Source organism: Kluyvera ascorbata ATCC 33433 (genome assembly GCF_000735365.1).
Lineage (GTDB): Bacteria > Pseudomonadota > Gammaproteobacteria > Enterobacterales > Enterobacteriaceae > Kluyvera > Kluyvera ascorbata.
Genome location: NZ_JMPL01000074.1, coordinates 1 through 21,059 on the forward strand (window position 1 = coordinate 1; position 21,059 = coordinate 21,059).

Sequence of the window (21,059 nt, forward strand, 5' to 3'; positions counted from 1 at the left end):
AGGCAAAACCCGAGCGCGGTGCCATCTGGCGTCGTTCTCGGGTTTTTTTGTTTTTATATACTCGGTCAAGGAATTCAGCATGAAATATCAGGAACTCGCGCAGGATATTCTCCGCCACGTAGGCGGCAAGGAGAATATAGTGAGTCTGGTTCACTGCGCAACGCGACTGCGTTTTAAGCTTAAAGAGAGCGGCAAAGCAGACGCCGAGGCGCTGAAGGCGAACCCCGGCGTCATTATGGTGGTCGAAAGCGGCGGTCAGTTTCAGGTGGTGATCGGCAACCACGTCCATGACGTCTGGCTGGCGGTACGCGAGGCCGCAGGGATAACCGACGATAGCGAACCGGTGGCTGATAAAGGCGAGAAAACCTCGGTACTGGGCCAGATTATTGATGTGGTCTCCGGCATTTTTGCCCCGTTTATCGGGGTGATGGCGGCAACCGGTCTGCTGAAAGGGCTGTTGGCGCTGGCCGTCGTGCTGGGTTGGCTGAATCCCGAACAGGCTACCTACAAAATCTGGTTTGCAGCGAGCGATGCACTCTTCTTCTTTTTCCCGCTGTTCCTGGGTTATACCTCAGGTAAAAAGTTTGGCGGTAATCCGTTTATTACCATGGTGGTGGGTGGTGCTTTAACGCATCCACTCATGATCCAGGCTTTTGACGCCGCGCAACTGCCGGGCGCAACGGCGGAATATTTCCTCGGTATTCCGGTGACTTTCATTAACTACAGCTCTTCGGTTATCCCCATTATTCTGGCGTCCTGGCTGAGTTGTTGGATTGAACGACGCAGCAATGCGCTGCTGCCGTCGGCGATGAAGAATTTTTTCACTCCGGCAATCTGTCTTGCCATCGTGGTACCGCTGACGTTTCTGATTATTGGTCCAGTGGCGACATGGCTTAGCCATCTATTGGCCAACGGCTATCAGGCGGTGTATGTCGTCGCGCCGTGGCTGGCGGGGGCTGCGCTTGGCGGGCTGTGGCAGGTGTGCGTGATTTTTGGCCTGCACTGGGGGCTGGTGCCGCTGATGATAAACAACATGGCCGTGCTGGGATACGATTCCATGATGCCGATCATTGTGCCTGCGGTTGTTGCTCAGGTGGGGGCGGTGCTGGGGATTTTCCTTGCCACTCGTGATGCGCGTCAGAAAGTACTGGCGGGCTCTGCGTTCTCCGCTGGCCTTTTTGGTATCACCGAACCGGCTATCTATGGTTTGACGCTGCCGCTGCGCCGTCCTTTTATTTTCGGCTGTGTGGCCGGTGCGATTGGTGGCGCTATCACCGCATTTAGCCACAGCTACACCTTCTCATTTGGTCTGGCCAACATCTTCACGCTGGCGCAGATGATTCCGCCTGGTGGCGTGGATGCCAGTTTCTGGGGCGGTCTCACCGGTGCGGTCGTTGCCTTTATTCTGGCGCTGGTGATGACAATGGTTGCCGGTCTGCCGCATAAATCAGCAGAACCGGTAGCGGTGGCAAATGCGTCAGAAAACGACGTGCTGGCGCCGATGACCGGTACCGTTCTGGCATTGGAAAATGTACCGGATAGCACCTTCGCGAGCGGACTGCTCGGCAAAGGGGTAGCGATAATTCCGAGCGAAGGCAAAGTGATTGCGCCGTTCAACGGTGAGGTCGCCTCGATTTTCCAAACCAAACATGCCATTGGTCTTGAGAGCGACAGCGGCATTGAGCTGCTGATCCACGTGGGCATTGATACCGTCAAGCTGGACGGCGTGCCGTTCACCGCTCACGTGAAAGAGGGCGATAAGGTGCAGGCGGGAGATCTGCTGCTCACCTTCGATCGTCAGGCCATTCTGGACGCCGGTTACGATCTGGCGACGCCAATTATTATCAGCAACAGCGACGATTACCCGGGGCTGGAAACCGTTGCAAGCAGTTCGGTCAGTGCCGGTCAGCCGCTGTTGACCATTACGCATTAATCACAGGAGAGAGAGATGAAAGCATTCCCGAAGGCGTTTTATTGGGGCGGCGCAACCGCAGCGAACCAGGTCGAAGGGGCATATCTGGAGGACGGCAAAGGATTGTCCACCTCGGATGTGCAGCCGCAGGGCGTTTTTGGCGACGTGGTTGAACGCATCCCGGGCGATTCCGGCTTAAAAGATATCGCTATCGATTTTTATCATCGCTATCCAGAAGATATTTCGCTGTTCGCTGAGATGGGCTTTAACTGTCTGCGCGTGTCGATTGCCTGGACGCGCATTTTCCCGAACGGCGATGACGCTGCGCCAAACGAAGCGGGTCTGGCTTTTTATGACAAGCTGTTTGATGAAATGGCCAGGCACAACATCACGCCATTGGTGACGCTGTCTCACTACGAGATGCCGTGGGCGCTGGTGAAAAACTACGGCGGCTGGGGCAATCGTAAGGTGATTGGCTTCTTCGAGCGCTATGCACGTACGGTGTTCGAGCGCTACAAAGGCAAGGTCAAACTGTGGCTGACCTTTAACGAAATCAATATGTCGCTGCACGCGCCGATGACCGGCGTGGGTCTGCCGAGCGACAGCAGTAAAGCTGAGATTTATCAGGCTATTCACCATCAGCTGGTGGCGAGTGCGCTGGCGGTGAAAGCCTGTCATGAGATTGTGCCGGAAGGGAAAATCGGCAACATGCTGCTGGGCGGCCTGATGTACCCGCTCAGCTGCAAGCCGGAAGATATCTTCAAAACCTTGCAGGAGAACCGCGGCTGGCAGTTCTTCGGTGACGTGCAGGCGCGCGGGGCGTATCCGGGCTATATGCTGCGCTATTTCCGCGACAACGGTTTTACGCTGGAGATAACCGACGCCGACCGCGAAGCGCTGAAATCAACGGTCGATTTTATCTCGTTTAGCTACTACATGACCGGCTGCGTTACCGCTGATGAGGCGTTGAACCAGAAAGCGCGTGGCAACATTCTTAACATGGTGCCAAACCCGCATCTGGAAAGCTCGGAGTGGGGCTGGCAGATTGACCCGCTGGGGCTGCGCACGCTGCTGAACGTGCTGTGGGATCGCTATCAGAAGCCGCTGTTTATTGTCGAAAACGGCCTCGGCGCGAAGGACAAAGTTGAAGCCGATGGCAGCATCAACGATGATTACCGTATCAGCTATCTGAATGACCATCTGGTGCAGGCGCGGGAAGCGATTGAAGACGGCGTTGAACTGATGGGCTTCACCAGTTGGGGGCCGATTGACCTGGTCAGCGCCTCGAAGGCAGAGCTCTCCAAGCGCTACGGGTTTATCTACGTGGATCGCCACGACGACGGCACCGGTACGCTGGCGCGCAGCAAGAAAAAGAGCTTCGACTGGTATAAAGAGGTGATTGCGACCAACGGCGCAAGTTTGAAAGCGTAAGCGTTGGTGAATTGCCGGATGGCGCTTTGCTTATCCGGCCTACAAGCAATATCACTCTCCTGTAGGCCGGATAAGGCGCAGCCGCCATCCGGCACTCACCCTACTCACACTGGCTTACGCGCGCGCAGAATAAAAATCATTGGCCGTTCTTTCTCTTCATCCAGCGCCGGGTTGGCGGCAATCTGCGCCGCCGTTGGCCCCCATTCGTTGAGGCACTTAATGATGAAACCGGCGGCCACCAGCGCGTTAATCCAGCTACCCAGCGTCCGGTGTTGCTTCTTCACGCCGTCGGCAAACCAATTGCTGATACGCTCGCCTTCCTGCTGATAATGGCTAACTGGCCAGCTTTTCTGTCCCTGTTCATCCTCATGCCAACCCTGCTTGAGCGGGGCGGTATATATGGGATGTTCGGCGGAAAATAATAGCGTGCCGCCCGGCGTCAGGGCCTGATAAACGCAGGCGAGCAGCGGGGCAATATCGGGCAAATAGTGCAGCGCCAGCGAACTGTAGGCGACGTCATAGCTATTGGCGGCAAGCGTGAGGGTTTGCAAATCCTCGCAGCGATATTCAATCTCCGCGCTGTCGGTCATTTCCCGTGCGCGTTCCAGCATTCGACTGGAAAGATCCAGACCCGTAATCTGCGTTGCGCCCTGGTCACGCGCCCAGCGGCAAAACCAGCCGTAGCCGCAGCCCAGATCAACCACCCGCTGGCCTGCCAGCGCGGGCATCATTTGCTCAATGGTGGCCCATTCCGGCGCACCGTCGAGCCCTTTAACCGAACGATCGAGCGTCGCGTAACCGGCGAAGAAATCATGGTTGTCATAAATGTTCTGACTCATTTCTACTCCATGAAATTTAATGATTTTTAACTGTCACTAAGTATGTCAAATTATGTTCTCACACGCTTTACTAAAAGGATTTAATCCATTTAAATTAATATAACCCTCCTACTTTTGTTACCTGACTTCTCAAATGAACTTAATTCTGAAAAAAAGCGTGCTGTCTGGCTTACCCCTGCTCATCGCGCTGGCTGGCTGTGCGCCGTCGCATGATATTGGCAGTCCTGTTAAACAGCAGGTTCCGGCCTCGAACGTTTCTACGGATCTCCCTGCGGCGGTCAAAAATGGCTGGCCGCAGAATAACTGGTGGCAGGGTTACCACGACGCGCAGCTCAATAGCTTAATTAGCCGCGCGCTGGCGAACGCTCCGGATATGCAGATTGCCGACCAGCGAATCAAACTTGCCGAAGCGCAGGCGCGTATGTCGAAGTCGTCTCTGGGCCCGGAAGTGGATTTCGGCGGGAATCTTGAGCGTCAGAAAATGTCCTCTGAAGGCCTGATGGGGCCATTTGCGACCGATACGGACGGCAACACCGGCCCGTGGTATACCAACGGGACTTTTGGCCTGACTGCCGGATGGGATCTCGACCTGTGGGGTAAAAACCGGGCGCAGGTGAAGGCGCGTATTGGTGAAGTGAAGGCGCAGGTTGCCGAGCGGGCGCAAACCCAGGAACTGCTCTCCAGCAGCGTGGCGCGCCTGTACTGGCAGTGGCAAACCGAAGCGGCAATCCACGGCGTGTTAGAGCAGGTGAAAAGCGAACAGAATAATATCGTGACCGTGGATACCGAGCTTTACCAGCACGGGCTGACCAACTCCGCCGAAGGGGCAGAAAACGATATTAACGTCAGCAAAACCGACCAGCAGCTGGCTGACGTTGCGGGCAACATGAAAGAGATTGAAGCGCGTTTGATGGCGCTGACCAACAGCCAGAGTCAGTCGTTGAATTTACGTAAAGTTGATTTGCCTGCCGTCGCCACTAAAATGCCGGCTCGCTTAGGCTATGACCTGCTGGCGCGTCGCCCGGATCTGCAGGAAGCGCATTGGTATATTGAAGCGTCACTCAGCGAGATCGATGCGGCAAAAGCGGCATTCTACCCGGACATTAACCTGATGGCTTTCCTGCAACAGGATGCGCTGCACTTAAGCGACCTGTTCCGTAGCTCTGCCAACCAGATGGGCGTAACCGCTGGGCTGACACTGCCAATCTTCGATAGCGGCCGTCTGAACGCCAACCTGGATATCGCCAACGCGCAGAACAATCTCTCCATCGCTAAATACAATAAAGCGGTGGTGGATGCGGTAAACCAGGTAGCGAAAACCGCAAGCCAGGTCGAAACGTTGATGGAGAAAAACCAGCAACAACAACAGGTTGAGAAAGATGCGCAGCGCGTGGTTACGCTGGCGCAGGCGCGGATGAACGCCGGGATCATTCCAGGTTCTAAGGTCAGCCTCGCCAAGCTGCCCGCCCTGCAGGAGCGCGTGAATGCGTTACGTCTGCACGGTCAGTGGCTGGATGCCAGCATTCAGCTGACCTCAGCCTTGGGTGGCGGCTATCTTCAGTCGGAAAAATAAGCACGATTAATATCTCACTCCCCTCGGCCTTTCAGATGCAGAGGGGAATGAAAAATAAATACCGGAATAAAATAGTATTAGCTATTAATATATTTTTCAAATATCTAAATTTTATGTTTATTAAAAATAAACAACCCCGCATTCATAAAAATGCATCACCGATCACGTATTGGTATTTAAATGCATGACACGTGATGTCTCACCCCCTAATATCGCCAGCCATAAAATTAATATTTCCATTAGATGAATTTCTATTCGTTGTTTTTTATATTTGTCATTTCAATATTATAGCCAGTTCCTCACTGTTTTTGTTAACGAGAAAAATAGAGGACGATTGCGTGAAAAAATTAATAACCTTTGGGATGCTGGCATTAGCCAGCGCATCTGCAAGCGCGGTAACGATTGACCTGCGCCATGAATATACCGACACCTCACAGGGGCAGAAGGATAGGGTGCTGATCTCACACCGTTTTGCTAACGGCTTTGGTTTTTCCGTTGAAGCGAAAACCAAGTCAGGCGGTGAACATTCAGATAAAGCATTTAATGATGTTGTAGATAATGGCGATGAATATGTTATTAGCTATCAATTTAATGCCATGCCAAATATAACCTTTCAGCCTGGGTTTGCTTTAGAAACATCATCGTCGAAAGCAATCTATAAACCGTATCTTCGTGGGCAGTATAATTTCGAAGGGGGTTTTTACGTTGCCGCACGTTATCGTTATGAATATACCCGTGATACATCGAGTGCTAAAGATGATGAACATGTTAATCGTGGTGATCTATGGCTGGGATATAAAACCGGGGCGTGGACGTTTGAAGGGAACTATTTGTATAAGAAAAGCGAAGATTATAATCGTTACAATAACGGAAAAGATGACTATGAGTTGGATCTCAAAGTGGCCTACAGCATCGATAAAAACTGGAAGCCGTATGCGCAGATCGGTAACGTTTCTGTGAGCAGCGATGAAGACGATCGCCAGACACGCTATCGCGTCGGTGTGCAATATACGTTCTGATAAGCCCTCGGTAGCCCGTCGCTCGGGCTACCTTCACCGTGCTTATTCCTGCGGTTTTTTCGCTTCCCGATGCTTCATCCACCAGCGAACGGCGATCACCAGAACGACGACCAGCGCCAGCCAGATGAGATGCTTCAGATGCTTATCCAGATGGTGCAGCCATGGGCCAATCGCTTCGCCGCCCAGATAGCCGAGCGTGGTGAACAGCAACGCCCAGATTAATGCCCCAAGAATATTCAGCGGCAGAAAGATCTTCGGCGGTAGCCCGCTGGCACCAATCAACAGCGGCCCAATGACCCTGAAGCCATACATAAAACGGGTGCCAATCACGAAAAGATAGGGACGACTTTTAATCAGCCGCTGTGCCTTGCGAATGCGCGCCTGATGGCGTGAAAAACGCTTAAGCAGCCGTCCACCAAAGCGTCGACCAAGCAGGTAAAGCAGTTGGTCGCCAATCATGCCGCCCAGTGCCACAGAAATGACCACTAGCGGAAATTTTAACAGACCCTGATGTGCCACCACCCCGCCGAGCAGCGTAATGGTCTCGCCTTCCGCCATACTGCCGATAATCAGCGCGGCATAACCGTAGTGGGAAATCAGGTTATTGATATCCATGCAAACACTCACTCCTTACTTCCTCAATCCTTTAATCATACACCCTCACGCAAGAAGTGCGGCTGCGTCTATTTTTTGCGTTGTACATAAAACAATCTATTCATGTGAATTATACTTAGTACAACGTGGTACGAAGCCGTGCTGAGGAGGCGTTATGAACCATGTATGGGGACTCTTCTCCCACCCTGATAAAGAGATGCATGTTATTCGCAGTGAGAATGAATCGGTCTCTCACCACTATGTGCATCATGTGCTGGTGATGGCGGCCATTCCGGTGGTGTGCGCGTTTATCGGTACCACCCAGCTTGGCTGGAACTTTGGCGAAGGCACCGTGGTGCGGCTTTCGCTGATGACCGGGATTGGGCTGGCGATACTCTTCTACGCCCTTATGCTGGCGGGCGTAGCGGTGATGGGCCGGGTTATCTGGTGGATGGCGCGTAACTACCCGCAGCGTCCTTCACTCAAACGCTGTATGGTGTTTGCCGGTTATGTGGCGACGCCTATTTTCCTGAGCGGTATTGTTGCGCTCTATCCGCTGGTGTGGCTGTGCGCGCTGGTTGGGACGGTGGCGCTGTTCTATACCGGGTATCTGCTCTATGTCGGCATTCCCACTTTCCTCAATATTAACCGGGAAGAGGGGCTGAGTTTTGCCAGCTCCACTCTGGCGATTGGGGTGCTGGTGCTGGAAGTGCTGCTGGCGCTGACCGTGGTGCTATGGGGCTACGGGTACAGGCTGTTTTAACCCGCTGAATGCATTGCTGATGTGAATATGAATTCCGTCAGCAATGCAGCATTTATTCACTATTCTTTTCTGGTAGATTCCGCGCACTCCGCGCTATGATGAGCCATTCCGCTTCGTACCCCTTAGGTACGAGGCGGTTGTCTATCATAATGTGCATAAATAACCGCCAGAATACTCACCATGCAGAAATTTCGCGTTTCCCTGCTCAGCCTTGCCCTTGTGCTGGCTGTGCCTTTTGCGCCTCAGGCGAGTGCAAAAACGGCTGTGACCGCCGTTGCCTCGCAGCCGGAAATTGCTTCCGGTAGCGCGATGATTGTTGATCTTGAAACGAACAAAGTTATTTACGCCAACCAGCCAGATCTGGTGCGCCCGATGGCCTCTATCACCAAGCTAATGACGGCGATGGTGGTGCTGGACGCGCATTTGCCGCTGGATGAAATCCTGACTGTGGATATCAGCCACACGCCAGAGATGAAAGGGATTTACTCCCGCGTGCGCCTGAACAGCCAGATTAGCCGTAAAAATATGCTGCTGCTGGCGCTGATGTCTTCAGAAAACCGCGCGGCGGCGAGCCTGGCTCACCACTATCCGGGCGGCTATGACGCGTTTATCCGTGCGATGAACGCCAAGGCAAAATCGCTGGGGATGACCAACACCCGCTACGTTGAGCCAACCGGGCTGTCGATTCATAACGTCTCGACCGCACGCGACCTGACGAAGCTGTTGATTGCCACCAAACAGTACCCGCTGATTGGCCAGCTCAGCACCACCAAAGAAGATACCGCAACCTTCGCCCATCCGGCTTATACGCTGCCTTTCCGCAATACCAACCATCTGGTGTATCGCGACAACTGGAGCATTCAGCTGACCAAAACCGGCTTTACCAACGCCGCGGGTCACTGCCTGGTGATGCGCACCGTGATGAACAAACGTCCGGTGGCGATGGTGGTGATGGATGCATTCGGCAAATATACCCATTTCGCCGACGCTAGCCGTCTGCGTACCTGGGTTGAAACCGGGAAGGTGATGCCGGTGCCTGCGGCAGCGCTGAGCTACAAAAAGCAGAAGGAAGCCCAGGTGGAAGGCGATATCGCCAGAGCCCAACGTAGCGGGCAGACCACCCAGGACGATTAATTACTCTGGCAGCGTCCAGTCACCATCGTTGAGTGGACGCTGCATAATTACCGTATCCCGCCAGTCACCCATCTTGTAGCCTACGCTACGCAATTGACCGACTACCTCGAAACCGTGCTTTTTATGCAGGCGCAGCGACCCGGTATTGTTATTGCCATCGCCAATCACCGCCAGAAGCTGCCGCCACGGGCCTTGCTCACAAATGGTAATCAGCGCTGTTAGCAGACGGCTGCCAATACCGTGTGCCGTCATGGTGGTGTCGACGTAGATAGACTCTTCAAGGGTATAACGATAGGCCGGACGAGGGCGATAAGGGCTGGCATAGCAGTAGCCGACCACTTCACCGCGATACAGCGCGACTAGCCACGGCAGGCCCTGTTCTTGAATGCTGCGCATGCGTTCATGCATTTCATCAATGGACGGCGGCACTTCTTCAAACGAGGCACGGCCATTAAGAACGTGCCAGGCATACAGCGCGGCAATGGCTTGTACATCGTCAGCCTGCGCGTGACGGATTTCAACATCGCCGTCGCGGGTGACATCAAGCGTAGACATCATTGTATTCCTTATAGTGTTCGGAGAACTCCCGGCGTCGCTGCGCTCGGCCGGGCTACAATTCGAATGTAGCCCGGCCGAGGCGTTCACGCCGACGCCGGGAAACTCACCAACGTCGTATCACACGTCGGTTTTTTCGCCCCAATACTTGAGCTTGCTGGTTTTCCCGATCCCCGGGTTCATGCTGTTGGTCGGATCGTTCTCGCGATAATGACGCTTCAGGTTCTCATCCGCTTCATACAGGTGCCCGACGTTATGCTCCGCAGGGTACTGTGCGCCGCGTTCACGCAGCAGTGCCAGCATCTGCTCTTTGACTTCGTGCGGGTCGACCCCTTTCTTAACGATGTAATCCTGGTGGAAAACGTAACACATAAAGTGCCCGTAATAGAGCTTATGCACCAGCTTGCTGTCGATTTCTGCCGGCAGATGCTCGAACCACTCGGTATCGTTACGGCGCAGCGCGATGTCCAGCGCCAGGATATCTTCCACGTCATCGGCGTGAACCGCCTGGTAGCGGATAGCCGCGCCCGCTGCCGCAAAGCGATGCAGGAACGCCTTGCTGCCTTCTTCCGGCGTGCAGACGAAGAAGTCGCCTTCCGCTTCTTTGAAGTATTCGGTAAGCCAGGCCTGCGCTTCATCAATGCCGTCGCCGGACATTTTCAGCAGCAGGTGATGTTCGTATTTATCGCGCCAGGTTTTCATGCGTTCCGGCAAATGCGCCGGGAAAGCGTGCCCCAGTTTTTGCATAAAGCGGTCGGTGAAGTGCGGCTTGAACAGCGACACTTTCTCCAGCATGGCGTCGGCACGGCCCTTCAGGGTGAAGAAGAACGGCATTTTGTCAGTGCCGAGTTTATCGATCATCAGGAAGGTGTCTTTGCCGTACTGCTCGGCAATATCGTAGATATCGCGGTGCATGTACTCGCCCGCCACCGGCAGGTTTTTGAATTCGGCCAGGATATGGCGACGAATCTCGGTCAGCACGTCAGGCTGGTTGGTGCCGATGTAAAACACCTGCTGGCGTTTTTCCGCCGGGAAGGTGTCGAGACGCACCGCAAACACCGCCAGCTTGCCCGCGCAGCCGGAAGATTCAAACAGACGTTCCGGGTCGGCGTTGTATCGCGCTGGGGTATCGGCATTCACGTCGCGCACGCGGTTCACGTAGTCGTAGTCATGGGCGTGGCGACCGTCGTGCTGCACATCACCGTCTTTGACGCGCTCGTCATCGAGCTTGCTGAGGATCTGCTCCGGCGTTTCGCCAAGGTCAATGCCCAGATGGTTGACCAGCGTCAGCTTGCCCTGTTCATCAATGCGCGCAAACAGCGACATTTCGGTGTAGGCCGGGCCGCGCTGCACCAGCGAACCGCCGGAGTTATTGCAGATACCGCCAATCACCGAGGCGCCGATACAGGAAGAACCAATCACCGAGTGTGGCTCGCGACCGAGTGGTTTCAGCGCTTTTTCCAGTGAATAAAGCGTGGTGCCCGGCCATGCCAGCACCTGCTCGCCGTTATCCAGCAGGTGCAGCTTATCGAGGCGCAGGGTGCTGATGATGACGATATCGCGGTCGTAGTCGTTGCCGCTCGGGGTTGAACCTTCGGTCAGGCCGGTGTTAGCGGCCTGCATCAGAATAATTTTATCGGCGTTAACGCAGGCGTTCAGCACGCGCCATAACTCTAGCAGGGAGCCGGGGAAGACCACGGCCAGCGCGTCGCCGTGACCGGAACGAAAGCCTTTGCGATAGCGAGCGGTTTTAGCGGGGTCGGTCAGCAGGTGGGCGTGACCAACCAGGCGGGAGAGTTCGTTAATCAGCGCATTATTATCAGTTGTGGTTTGAGAAGACATTCTCCACTCCTTGTGGCGAGACAATTTTGTCGTTTCTAAGAATAGCGCTTTGTATGATCATTTGGTGAGTGAATGTTTCTAAAAATCAGAGAATAACCTTAGCTTTCTGTACCGCCGTCATTTAAGTTTATGGCAAACTGCGGTTTTTCATTGATGCTAGCCGCGCTACCCGGCATGGAATAAAGAGATCACAATAATATGAAATGGCTACTTTCTGTTGGCGTCGCCGTGAGTCTGGCGCTGCAACCCGCTCTGGCGGAGGATCTGTTCGGCAATCACCCACTCACGCCGCAGGCGCGTGATGCCTTTGTGACCGGTCTGCTCAAGAAGATGACGGTCGATGAAAAAATCGGTCAGCTGCGTCTGATTAGCGTCGGGCCGGACAACCCGAAAGAAGCCATTCGCGACATGATTAAAGAAGGGCAGGTTGGGGCGATTTTTAACACCGTCACCCGCCAGGATATCCGCGCCATGCAGGATCAGGTGATGTCGCTGAGCCGCCTGAAAATTCCACTGTTCTTCGCCTATGACGTGGTGCACGGTCAGCGCACCGTCTTCCCGATTAGCTTAGGCCTGGCCTCCACCTTCAACCTCGACGCGGTGAAAACCGTGGGCCGCATTTCTGCCTATGAAGCGGCGGACGACGGTCTGAACATGACCTGGGCGCCGATGGTCGACGTGTCCCGCGACCCTCGCTGGGGCCGTGCCTCCGAAGGCTTTGGCGAAGATACCTGGTTAACCTCCATCATGGGTGAAACCATGGTTGAAGCAATGCAGGGCAAAAGCCCGGCGGATCGCTACTCGGTGATGACCAGCGTGAAGCACTTCGCCGCCTACGGCGCGGTGGAAGGCGGTAAAGAGTACAACACCGTCGATATGAGCCCGCAGCGCCTGTTCAACGACTACATGCCGCCTTATAAAGCGGGGCTGGATGCCGGTAGCGGCGCGGTGATGATCGGCCTGAACTCGCTGAACGGTACCCCGGCTACCGCCGATGCCTGGCTGATGAAAGATGTGCTGCGCAAGCAGTGGGGCTTTAAAGGTATCACCGTGTCCGACCACGGGGCTATCAAAGAGCTGATTAAACACGGCGTAGCCGCCGACCCGGAAGATGCGGTACGCGTGGCGCTGAAGGCCGGTATCGACATGAGCATGAGCGACGAGTTCTACAGCAAATATCTGCCGGGGCTGATTAAGTCGGGCAAGGTGACGATGGCGGAGCTCGACGATGCCACGCGCCACGTGCTGAACGTCAAATATGACATGGGCCTGTTTAACGACCCGTACAGCCACTTAGGGCCGAAAGATTCCGACCCGCAGGACACCAACGCCGAAAGCCGCCTGCACCGTGCCGAAGCGCGTGAAGTAGCACGCCAGAGCCTGGTGCTGCTGAAAAACCGTCTGGAAACGCTGCCGCTGAAGAAAAATGCCACCGTTGCCGTCGTTGGCCCGCTGGCCGATAGCCAGCGTGACGTGATGGGTAGCTGGTCTGCCGCAGGCGTGGCCGCGCAGTCCGTCACCGTGTTGACCGGCATCAAGAACGTGATGGGCAATGAAGGCAAAGTGGTTTATGCCAAAGGAGCTAACGTCACTAATGACAAAGGCATCGTCGACTTCCTGAACCTGTACGAAGAGGCGGTGAAGGTTGACCCGCGTTCGCCGCAGGCGATGATTGATGAAGCGGTCACCGCGGCAAAACAGTCCGATGTTGTCGTTGCCGTGGTCGGCGAAGCGCAGGGCATGGCGCACGAAGCCTCCAGCCGTACCGAGCTTTCCATTCCGAAAAGCCAGCAGGATCTGATTGCCGCGCTGAAAGCCACCGGCAAGCCGTTGGTCTTAGTGCTGATGAACGGTCGTCCGCTGACCCTGGTGAAAGAAGATCAGCAGGCTGACGCCATTCTGGAAACCTGGTTCGCCGGTACCGAAGGCGGCAACGCCATCGCCGACGTGCTGTTTGGCGACTACAACCCGTCCGGTAAGCTGCCGATGTCCTTCCCGCGCTCCGTGGGGCAGATTCCGCAGTACTACAGCCACCTGAACACCGGTCGCCCGTACAATGCCGACAAGCCGAACAAGTACACCTCGCGCTACTTCGATGAAGCGAACGGCCCGCTGTATCCGTTTGGCTATGGCCTGAGCTACACCACGTTCTCGGTTTCCGACGTGAAGCTGTCTGCGCCAACCATGAAAGCGGACGGCAGCGTGACCGCCAGTGTGCAGGTGACCAACACCGGCAAGCGTGAAGGGGCAACGGTTATCCAGATGTACCTGCAGGATGTCACCGCCTCGATGAGCCGCCCGATTAAACAACTGAAAGGGTTCGAGAAAGTAACGCTGAAGCCGGGCGAAACCCAGACCGTCAGCTTCCCGATTGACGTTAACGCGCTGAAGTTCTGGAACCAGCAGATGCAGTACGCGGCGGAACCGGGCAAGTTTAACGTCTTTATCGGCGTGGATTCGGCGCGCGTGAAGCAGGGCGAGTTCGAACTGCTGTAAGACGAAGCCTGATGGCGCTGCGCTTATCAGGCCTACAACGTACCAGGTAGGCCGGATAAGGCGTAGCCGCCATCCGGCACGGGGGAGGGGGCAATCCCCCAACCCTGACTCCCGCACCGCTTTGTGATCCCCCTCCCAATTTGTTCCCCATCTCTTCCCTATCTGCGTCAACCCACCGCTTTTCTCCCACCAAACTCAATCAATATGTGACCTCCGTCACTCATCAAACTCCACCGCTTCGCCATTTTGTGCGCTTGCTCAAAAGCGATGACCGGGGGCCATAACAGGCGTGATGCCATTCACTAATACGTAAAAAAGCCCGTATCTGCCCGGCGAGAGAATCGGCGCAAGCGCGTTAAATGCAGCTATCTCAACATTCGCAGGTAGCCACATGAAGATTTCATTGCATAACACCACACTCGACCGCAGCGGCAAGACCCCGCTTACCGCACAGCTTCAGCAGTTGATTGATGAAATCGACCGCGCCGGTGGCGGCACGCTGGTGGTCTCTCCGGGCGACTGGATGACCGGCACGCTGGTCCTGCCGTCAAACTTTACCCTGCATCTGGAAGCCGGGGCGCGCCTGCTGGCGAGCCCCGATGCGGCAGATTATCCGGCTGAACTGACGCAAACCGTCGCCGAACTTTCCCGCATGGCGCTGATTTATGCGCGCAACGCTCACCACATTACGCTCAGCGGTGAAGGCTGCCTGGTGGGTGGGGCCAGCGCCTGGTTTTCGGAGAGCGCCGATGCTCAGGGCTACCGCCAGCCGAAAACCATGCGCCCGCGCATGCTGGTGTTGGAAGGTTGCCAGCAGGTACGCGTTCGCGACATCACCATCAGCGACTCGCCGATGTGGACCGCGCATCTGGTGAGCTGCAACCAGGTGTTTATTCAGAACCTGACCATTGATAACGATCTGGCGCTCTCCAACACCGACGCGCTGGATATTGATAGCTGCCAGCACGTGCACATCAGCGACAGCTACTTCAGCGCCGCCGATGACGGCATCTGCGTGAAAACCACCCGCAAGCCAGAAAAGCTCCAGCAGCCAACGCGCCACGTGGTGGTCAGCAACTGCCTGATCCGCTCAAAAAGCTGCGCCATCAAAATTGGCACCGAAACGTTCGCCGACATCAGCCATATCGCGGTGCACAACTGCTCAATTTTTGAGTCCAACCGCGGCATTGGCCTGGTCTCCCGCGACGGCGGGCGGTTCAGCCAGATGATCTTCAGCAACATTCTGTTCGACTGCCGCCACGGCCACCCGTGCCACTGGGGCAAAGCCGACCCGGTGTTTATCTCCGTACGCCACCGCGACCCGCAGGTGCAGCCGGGAAGGGTAGAAGACATTACCTTTAGCCAGCTCTCCGGAGTGAGCGAAGGCGCTATCAACCTGCACGCTGAAACGCCGGGCGATATCCGCCATGTCACTTTCAACGGGCTCTCATTGCAGCAGCTTGCTGGCCCGTCTGATGAGCAGGGCTGCTACGACATTCGCCCGCCGTGCAACCCGGCAAGCCCAACCGGCATGGGGCTCGACAACGCCTACCGCGTGAATCCGCAAACCGGCCGCGCCTGGGGCGTGGATGCCTACCCAGGCGGCCTGCCCGCGCTGTACGCCAACGGGGTGAGGAATCTCACCCTCCACGACCTGCGTATTCGCCGCCCGCAGCCGCTACCGCAAGGCTGGGGTGAGAGCGCTATCGTGCAGGAAAACGCCGACGCCTGATGCTATTTGACGACGGCGCGGCTTGCGGCCTTGCCGTCCTGTTCTGTTCAAGGGGATGGAAAATGATAAAAAAAGTGCGGGAGATAAAACTCCACAACTATATCTGTTACGGCCTGGCCGATGTTATCGGTTCAGGGGCTTTTACTCTGGTGAGCGCCTGGCTGCTGTTCTTCCTGACCACCTTCTGCGGCCTGACGCCAATTGAAGCAGGGTCGCTGTTTGCCGTGGCGCGTATTGTCGATGTGATCATGTGTCCGTGCATGGGCTACATCTCTGATAACTTCCACAAAACGCGCCTCGGTCGCCGTTTTGGCCGTCGCCGTTTCTTCCTGCTGCTGAGCATTCCGCTGGTGGCGGTCTACAGCCTGCTGTGGGTACAGGGCTTCAACTACTGGATGTACCTGCTGGTCTATATCCTGTTTGAAATTGTCTACTCAATGATTTTGATTCCGTACGACACGCTGTCGGCCGAGATGACCAATGATTTTACCAAGCGCTCTAAGCTGACCAGCGCCCGTATGTACATCGCCCAGTTCGCGGGATTCACCGCCGCGTTCCTGCCGGGCCGCCTGCTGGCATACTTTGGTTCTGATTCAGCAATTTCGTTCTTCTACGCCGGGGCGATTTTCACCGTCGCCTTTATGGTGGTTCTGTTCTTCGTCTACTTCGGCACCTGGGAACGTTCGCTGGAAGAGATTGAGCAGAGCGAACGCAGCGTTGAGACCGAAGAGAAGCAGCCGTTCGCTAAACGTCTCTTCGATATCTACTACGATTTTGTCTCCACCCTGAAAATCAAAACCTTCCGTTCGCACCTGGGCATGTATCTGGGCGGTTCGGTGGCGCAGGATATCTTCAACTCCGTCTTTACCTATTTCGTGGTCTTTGCGCTGGCGACCTCGTCCGTTGTAGCCAGTAACCTGCTGAGCGTCATCAACGGGTTGCAGTTCTTCGGCGTCGGCGTGGCTACCTGGCTGACCCTGCGTTACTCGCCGTCTCGGGCGTTTGCGACTCAGGCGCTGATGGCGCTGGTGGCGTTTGCCCTGTTTGCGGTGACGTATCTCTACGGCTCGACCAGTATGTCGCTGCTGTATCTGGCGGCGGGCGTTGCTGGTCTCGCGCGTGGCGGTATCTATTCCATTCCATGGAATAACTACACCTTCGTAGCCGATGTGGATGAGATTCTGACCTGTAACCGTCGTGAGGGGATCTTTGCGGGCTTTATGAGCCTGCTGCGTAAAGCCTCACAGGCGTTCTCCATCTTCCTCGTTGGCGTGGCGCTGCAAATGTCCGGCTTTATCACCGGCCACACCAGCCAGCCGCAGTCGGCCATCAATATGATTCTCGCCATCATGATTATTCTGCCGGTTCTGCTGACCTTGTGGGGCATCTGGTCTGCCTTCCAGTTCAAAGTGAACAGCCGCACCCATGCGGTGCTGAACGATGAAGTGGCGCGCCTGAAACAGGGCGGCAGCAAAGCGGCCGTCACGGCAGAGACCAAAGAGGTTATCGAAAGCCTGACCGGGATGCCGTACGACCATTGCTGGGGTGATAACACCGTGGGCCACGTCAACCGCAGTCTGCTGAAAGCCAGACAGCATCAGTTAGCGCAGTTGAAAAACGCGTAAACACCAAACATAAGCACCCTGTAGCCCGGCCAGGCGAAGCGCCGCCGGGAAACAAACCGCACGTTCCCCAGCTACGGCTGGGACGTTTTTTTGGATAACGGAAATGACCGATCAAAGTTTATATATTCAACAGGGCATTTGGGCGCGCCTCGGCCTGCCGCGCGAGCTGGCGTGGGGATTCGTTGGCGTCTTCCTGTTTATTACCGGGGCAACTATCGAACAGAGCTGGCTGGCCTCGCTGCTGCAACAGCGCGGGCTTGATGCCGTACATATCAGCCTGCTGTCATCGGTCTTTGGCCTATGCGTGGCGGCTATCTCTTGGTTTTCCGGGATTGGCGCGGGCGTACTAGGCATTCGTCGCCTGATGTGGCTGGCGACGCTGCTCTATTTTGTCGGCTCAGTCCCGTTTATTTTCGTCGCGCTGCCGGACGGCAACTATCCTCTGATGATGGTGAGCTACGCGGTGCGCGGCATGGCCTATCCGCTGTTTGCCTACTCGTTTCTGGTGTGGATCAACCAACGCTGCGAAAGTCGGATTCTCGGTCGCGCCGTCTCCTGGTTCTGGATTGCCTTTGGCGTCGGCATGACCATCGTTGGGCCGTGGTTCTCCGGCTTTATGATCCCTCGTCTCGGTGAAACCACCACTTTGCTCTCCGGCTTCATTTTCGTGCTGGCGGGCTGCGGCTGCGCGCTGCTCCTCAACCGCGACAAACCGCAGTGGCAGCAGGACGGTGCGGTAGGGCAGGCGCTGACGGAAGGGATTATCGTGCTGGTGCGAGAACCGAAAATGCGCCTGGCGGTGGTGGTCAAAACCATCAACGATATTGGCAAGTTCTCGCTGGTTATCCTGATGCCGGTCTACCTGCCGCGCTTTGGCTTCAGCATTGAAGAGTGGCTCACCATCTGGGGCCTGGTGAACGTGGTGAATATCTTCGCCAACTACTTCTTCGGTTGGCTGGGCGATACCATCGGCTGGCGTAACACCGTAGTCTGGTTTGCCGGTACGCTCTGCGGTGCGGCGGCACTGGCGGTGTGCTATGCGCCGGTACTGTTTGGCCATAGCAGCGTGGCGATGGTTATCGCGCTGGCAATTTATGCCATCGGCCTTGGCGCGTTCGGGCCGCTGAGCGCGTTGATTCCTTCGCTGCTGCCGGAAAATAAAGGTGCGGCGATCTCTTGTCTGAATCTCGGCTCAGGTCTCAGTAACTTTGTCGGGCCGTTTATTGTGACGCTGTGCGTGAATCCGCTGGGTGTAGAGGGCACGCTGTGGGTGATTGCGCTGCTGTACTTCGCCGCAAGCTTGCTGACGATCCCGTTAACGATCCCGGAAAAGGGGTAATTGCTGAGATTTCGTCTACGCTTTTTGCTTAAGCGCCTGTTATATCTCGCGCAAAAATAAGAGGAAAGCGTATGACGATTTCAAGGGGATGGACGGCATCACTGGTACTGGCGGCAGCGGTTGCATTGCCGTTGCAGGCGGCTGAACCGGTAAAAGTAGGGTCAAAAATTGATACCGAAGGGGCGCTGCTGGGTAACATTATTCTGCAGGTGCTGGAAAGCCACGGCGTTAAAACGGTCAATAAGGTTCAGCTCGGCACGACGCCCGTCGTGCGCGGCGCAATAACTTCCGGCGCGCTGGACATTTACCCGGAGTACACCGGCAACGGCGCGTTTTTCTTCAAAGATGAAACCGATGCGGCATGGAAAAACGCGACGGCGGGCTACGAGAAGGTGAAAAAGCTCGATGCTGAGAAAAATCATCTGATTTGGCTGACCCCAGCACCGGCGAATAACACCTGGACCATTGCGGTGCGCAACGATCTGGCGGAACAAAATAAACTCACTTCACTTGCCGACCTGAGCGGCTATCTGAAAAAAGGCGGCACCTTCAAGCTTGCCGCTTCTGCTGAATTTATCGAACGCCCGGACGCGCTGCCGGCGTTTGAAAAAGCCTACGATTTTAAACTGAGCCAGGACCAGTTGTTGTCGCTGGCGGGTGGGGATACTGCGGTCACCATTAAGGCGGCGGCGCAGCAAACGTCTGGCGTCAACGCGGCGATGGCCTATGGTACCGACGGCCCGGTGGCGGCGTTGGGGCTACAGACCCTGAGCGACCCGAAAGGCGTGCAGCCGATTTATGCGCCGACGCCGGTCGTGCGTGAAGCGGTGCTGAAAGCCTATCCGCAACTGGACGAATGGCTTAAACCGGTGTTCGCGAGCCTCGATGAAAAGACCCTGCAAACGCTGAATGCGAAGATTGCGGTCGAAGGGCTGGACGCCAAAAACGTAGCGGCAGAATACCTGAAGCAAAAAGGGTGGGCGAAGTAATCGGTTAATCGCATGCCTCGCTGTACTCATCGCGTGGTGGCGCTGCTGGCAATCCTGTTGCTTACCGCCGCCGCGCTGCCGTTCGTCAATTTCGCCCCGAACCGTCTGGTCTCGGGCGAAGGCCTTTGGTTATGGCAAATCTGGGCCTTTCCTCCGCTAATTCTGCTGTTTATTCCGGCGCTGTTTTTACTGCTTTGCTGGTTGCCTGGTCGGCTGCCGAGCCTGTTGATTCTGCTGCTTGCCGAAGCCAGCTTTGCGCTTTTGCTGTGGGCGAGCGGCGAGGCCGCACAGCAACTGGCGCAGAATAGTAGCCCGCTGGCACGTACTTCGCCGGGAAGCGGGCTGTGGCTGGGATTACTGCTGATGCTACTGATATGCAGTGAGGCCATCCGTCGTTTGACCTCGTGGGGATTATGGCGCTGGCTGCTGAACGTGCAGCTGTGGCTGCTCCCTTGTTGGCTGCTGTGGATTGGACAGCTTGACGGTCTATCGCTGATGAAAGAGTACGCCAACCGGCAAGAGACTTTTAACGACGCGCTCAGCCAACATTTGATGCTGCTGTGGGGCACGCTGGTGCCGTCGCTGCTGCTCGGGGTGCCCATTGGCATGTGGTGTTGGCGGCGGCCGGGGCGGCAGTCGAGCGTGTTTACCGTCCTCAATATTATTCAGACCATCCCCTCGGTGGCGCTGTTTGGCCTGCTGATTGCGCCGCTTGCCGGGCTGGTGCAGCGTTTTCCGTGGCTGACGAATCTCGGCGTGGCGGGAACCGGGCTGGCTCCTGCGCTGATTGCGCTGGTGCTCTACGCGCTGTTGCCTATCGTACGCGGCGTGGTGGCGGGGATGCAGCAGGTTTCATCGCAGGTGCTGGAAAGCGCAGCGGCGATGGGGATGAGCCGCGTCCAGACGTTTCTGCGCGTGCAGTTGCCGCTGGCATTACCGGTGCTACTGCGCAGTCTGCGGGTGGTGACCGTACAAACGCTCGGTATGGCAGTCGTCGCAGCGTTAATTGGTGCGGGTGGCTTTGGCGCGCTGGTGTTCCAGGGGCTGCTCAGTAGTGCGCTGGATCTGGTGCTGCTTGGGGTGATCCCAGTGATCGCGCTGGCGGTGATCGCCGATGCGCTGTTCAGCCTGGCAGGCACCTTACTAAAAGGAGAGACCGATGATTGAGTTTTCTGCGGTCAATAAATCGTTCGGCCAGCATCCTGCGGTGAAGGAT

General features: G+C 56.0%; 15 protein-coding genes and 1 pseudogene. 12 read left to right on the top strand and 4 right to left on the bottom strand.

Going from position 1 to position 21,059, the window contains the following annotated elements; all coding sequences use genetic code 11:
* Both bglF and GKAS_RS15985 read left to right on the top strand, forming a co-directional pair.
* Window positions 1–1,933: pseudogene (gene bglF / locus GKAS_RS15980) on the top strand (PTS beta-glucoside transporter subunit IIABC); the annotation flags it as partial.
* Between the two features lie 15 nt (window positions 1,934–1,948).
* The gene (locus tag GKAS_RS15985; RefSeq protein WP_035895649.1) at window positions 1,949–3,343 is read left to right on the top strand and encodes a glycoside hydrolase family 1 protein; all 1,395 of its coding nucleotides are present in this window, start codon (window positions 1,949–1,951) and stop codon (window positions 3,341–3,343) included.
* A gap of 104 nt (window positions 3,344–3,447) precedes the next feature.
* Here the strand turns inward: GKAS_RS15985 and GKAS_RS15990 are convergent, their stop codons facing one another.
* Window positions 3,448–4,182, bottom strand: a complete 735-nt coding sequence (locus GKAS_RS15990; protein WP_035895651.1) for a class I SAM-dependent methyltransferase — start codon at window positions 4,180–4,182, stop codon at window positions 3,448–3,450.
* A 133-nt stretch (window positions 4,183–4,315) separates the two neighbouring features.
* On the opposite strand from GKAS_RS15990, the gene mdtQ reads away from it, so the two are divergent.
* Window positions 4,316–5,755, top strand: coding sequence for a multidrug resistance outer membrane protein MdtQ (mdtQ, locus tag GKAS_RS15995; RefSeq protein ID WP_035895653.1), 1,440 nt, complete (start codon window positions 4,316–4,318; stop codon window positions 5,753–5,755).
* Between the two features lie 362 nt (window positions 5,756–6,117).
* A complete protein-coding gene (locus GKAS_RS16000; RefSeq protein WP_035895671.1) occupies window positions 6,118–6,774 on the top strand; it encodes an oligogalacturonate-specific porin KdgM family protein in 657 nt (218 codons plus the stop codon).
* 42 nt (window positions 6,775–6,816) lie between these two features.
* On the opposite strand, the gene GKAS_RS16005 is transcribed toward GKAS_RS16000, so the two are convergent.
* Entirely contained in the window at window positions 6,817–7,389 is a 573-nt protein-coding gene (locus GKAS_RS16005; protein WP_035895655.1) for a DedA family protein, read from the bottom strand.
* Between the two features lie 154 nt (window positions 7,390–7,543).
* Between GKAS_RS16005 and GKAS_RS16010 the strand changes: the two genes are divergently transcribed.
* Window positions 7,544–8,131: a Yip1 family protein gene (locus GKAS_RS16010; RefSeq protein WP_035895657.1), complete on the top strand. Its 588-nt coding sequence runs from the start codon at window positions 7,544–7,546 to the stop codon at window positions 8,129–8,131.
* 180 nt (window positions 8,132–8,311) lie between these two features.
* Window positions 8,312–9,265 carry a D-alanyl-D-alanine endopeptidase gene (gene pbpG, locus GKAS_RS16015; RefSeq protein ID WP_035895659.1) on the top strand — a complete coding sequence of 318 codons (954 nt, stop codon included), beginning with the start codon at window positions 8,312–8,314 and terminating at the stop codon, window positions 9,263–9,265.
* Here the strand turns inward: pbpG and GKAS_RS16020 are convergent, their stop codons facing one another.
* On the bottom strand, window positions 9,266–9,820 hold the full coding sequence (locus tag GKAS_RS16020) for a GNAT family N-acetyltransferase (RefSeq protein ID WP_035895661.1): 555 nt from the start codon (window positions 9,818–9,820) through the stop codon (window positions 9,266–9,268).
* A 120-nt stretch (window positions 9,821–9,940) separates the two neighbouring features.
* Entirely contained in the window at window positions 9,941–11,662 is a 1,722-nt protein-coding gene (gene dld / locus GKAS_RS16025) for a D-lactate dehydrogenase (protein WP_035895663.1), read from the bottom strand.
* A 198-nt stretch (window positions 11,663–11,860) separates the two neighbouring features.
* Here dld and bglX point away from each other — a divergent pair, with 198 nt between their 5' ends.
* The 6 genes from bglX to GKAS_RS16055 all read left to right on the top strand — a co-directional run bounded on the left by bglX (window position 11,861) and on the right by GKAS_RS16055 (window position 21,010).
* Window positions 11,861–14,158 carry a beta-glucosidase BglX gene (gene bglX / locus GKAS_RS16030; RefSeq protein ID WP_072011418.1) on the top strand — a complete coding sequence of 766 codons (2,298 nt, stop codon included), beginning with the start codon at window positions 11,861–11,863 and terminating at the stop codon, window positions 14,156–14,158.
* A 391-nt stretch (window positions 14,159–14,549) separates the two neighbouring features.
* Complete coding sequence (locus GKAS_RS16035) at window positions 14,550–15,890, top strand: glycoside hydrolase family 28 protein (protein WP_035895665.1); 1,341 nt, start codon at window positions 14,550–14,552, stop codon at window positions 15,888–15,890.
* 62 nt (window positions 15,891–15,952) lie between these two features.
* Complete coding sequence (locus tag GKAS_RS16040; protein WP_035895667.1) at window positions 15,953–17,515, top strand: MFS transporter; 1,563 nt, start codon at window positions 15,953–15,955, stop codon at window positions 17,513–17,515.
* A gap of 103 nt (window positions 17,516–17,618) precedes the next feature.
* Complete coding sequence (locus GKAS_RS16045) at window positions 17,619–18,854, top strand: MFS transporter (RefSeq protein WP_035895668.1); 1,236 nt, start codon at window positions 17,619–17,621, stop codon at window positions 18,852–18,854.
* A 71-nt stretch (window positions 18,855–18,925) separates the two neighbouring features.
* A complete protein-coding gene (gene osmF, locus GKAS_RS16050) occupies window positions 18,926–19,843 on the top strand; it encodes a glycine betaine ABC transporter substrate-binding protein OsmF (RefSeq protein ID WP_035895669.1) in 918 nt (305 codons plus the stop codon).
* A 12-nt stretch (window positions 19,844–19,855) separates the two neighbouring features.
* On the top strand, window positions 19,856–21,010 hold the full coding sequence (locus GKAS_RS16055) for an ABC transporter permease (protein WP_035895670.1): 1,155 nt from the start codon (window positions 19,856–19,858) through the stop codon (window positions 21,008–21,010).
* Window positions 21,011–21,059 lie beyond the last annotated feature (49 nt).

What these genes read in the sequence shown, in the direction of transcription:
- bglX (WP_072011418.1), top strand. Translation starts at nt 11,861, where the DNA reads ATGAAATGGCTACTTTCTGTTGGCGTCGCCGTGAGTCTGGCGCTGCAA.
- GKAS_RS16055 (WP_035895670.1), top strand. Translation starts at nt 19,856, where the DNA reads ATGCCTCGCTGTACTCATCGCGTGGTGGCGCTGCTGGCAATCCTGTTG.
- osmF (WP_035895669.1), top strand. Translation starts at nt 18,926, where the DNA reads ATGACGATTTCAAGGGGATGGACGGCATCACTGGTACTGGCGGCAGCG.
- pbpG (WP_035895659.1), top strand. Translation starts at nt 8,312, where the DNA reads ATGCAGAAATTTCGCGTTTCCCTGCTCAGCCTTGCCCTTGTGCTGGCT.
- GKAS_RS16035 (WP_035895665.1), top strand. Translation starts at nt 14,550, where the DNA reads ATGAAGATTTCATTGCATAACACCACACTCGACCGCAGCGGCAAGACC.
- mdtQ (WP_035895653.1), top strand. Translation starts at nt 4,316, where the DNA reads ATGAACTTAATTCTGAAAAAAAGCGTGCTGTCTGGCTTACCCCTGCTC.
- GKAS_RS16040 (WP_035895667.1), top strand. Translation starts at nt 15,953, where the DNA reads ATGATAAAAAAAGTGCGGGAGATAAAACTCCACAACTATATCTGTTAC.
- GKAS_RS16020 (WP_035895661.1), bottom strand. Translation starts at nt 9,820, where the DNA reads ATGTCTACGCTTGATGTCACCCGCGACGGCGATGTTGAAATCCGTCAC.
- GKAS_RS15985 (WP_035895649.1), top strand. Translation starts at nt 1,949, where the DNA reads ATGAAAGCATTCCCGAAGGCGTTTTATTGGGGCGGCGCAACCGCAGCG.
- GKAS_RS16045 (WP_035895668.1), top strand. Translation starts at nt 17,619, where the DNA reads ATGACCGATCAAAGTTTATATATTCAACAGGGCATTTGGGCGCGCCTC.
- GKAS_RS16010 (WP_035895657.1), top strand. Translation starts at nt 7,544, where the DNA reads ATGAACCATGTATGGGGACTCTTCTCCCACCCTGATAAAGAGATGCAT.
- GKAS_RS16000 (WP_035895671.1), top strand. Translation starts at nt 6,118, where the DNA reads ATGCTGGCATTAGCCAGCGCATCTGCAAGCGCGGTAACGATTGACCTG.
- GKAS_RS15990 (WP_035895651.1), bottom strand. Translation starts at nt 4,182, where the DNA reads ATGAGTCAGAACATTTATGACAACCATGATTTCTTCGCCGGTTACGCG.
- dld (WP_035895663.1), bottom strand. Translation starts at nt 11,662, where the DNA reads ATGTCTTCTCAAACCACAACTGATAATAATGCGCTGATTAACGAACTC.
- GKAS_RS16005 (WP_035895655.1), bottom strand. Translation starts at nt 7,389, where the DNA reads ATGGATATCAATAACCTGATTTCCCACTACGGTTATGCCGCGCTGATT.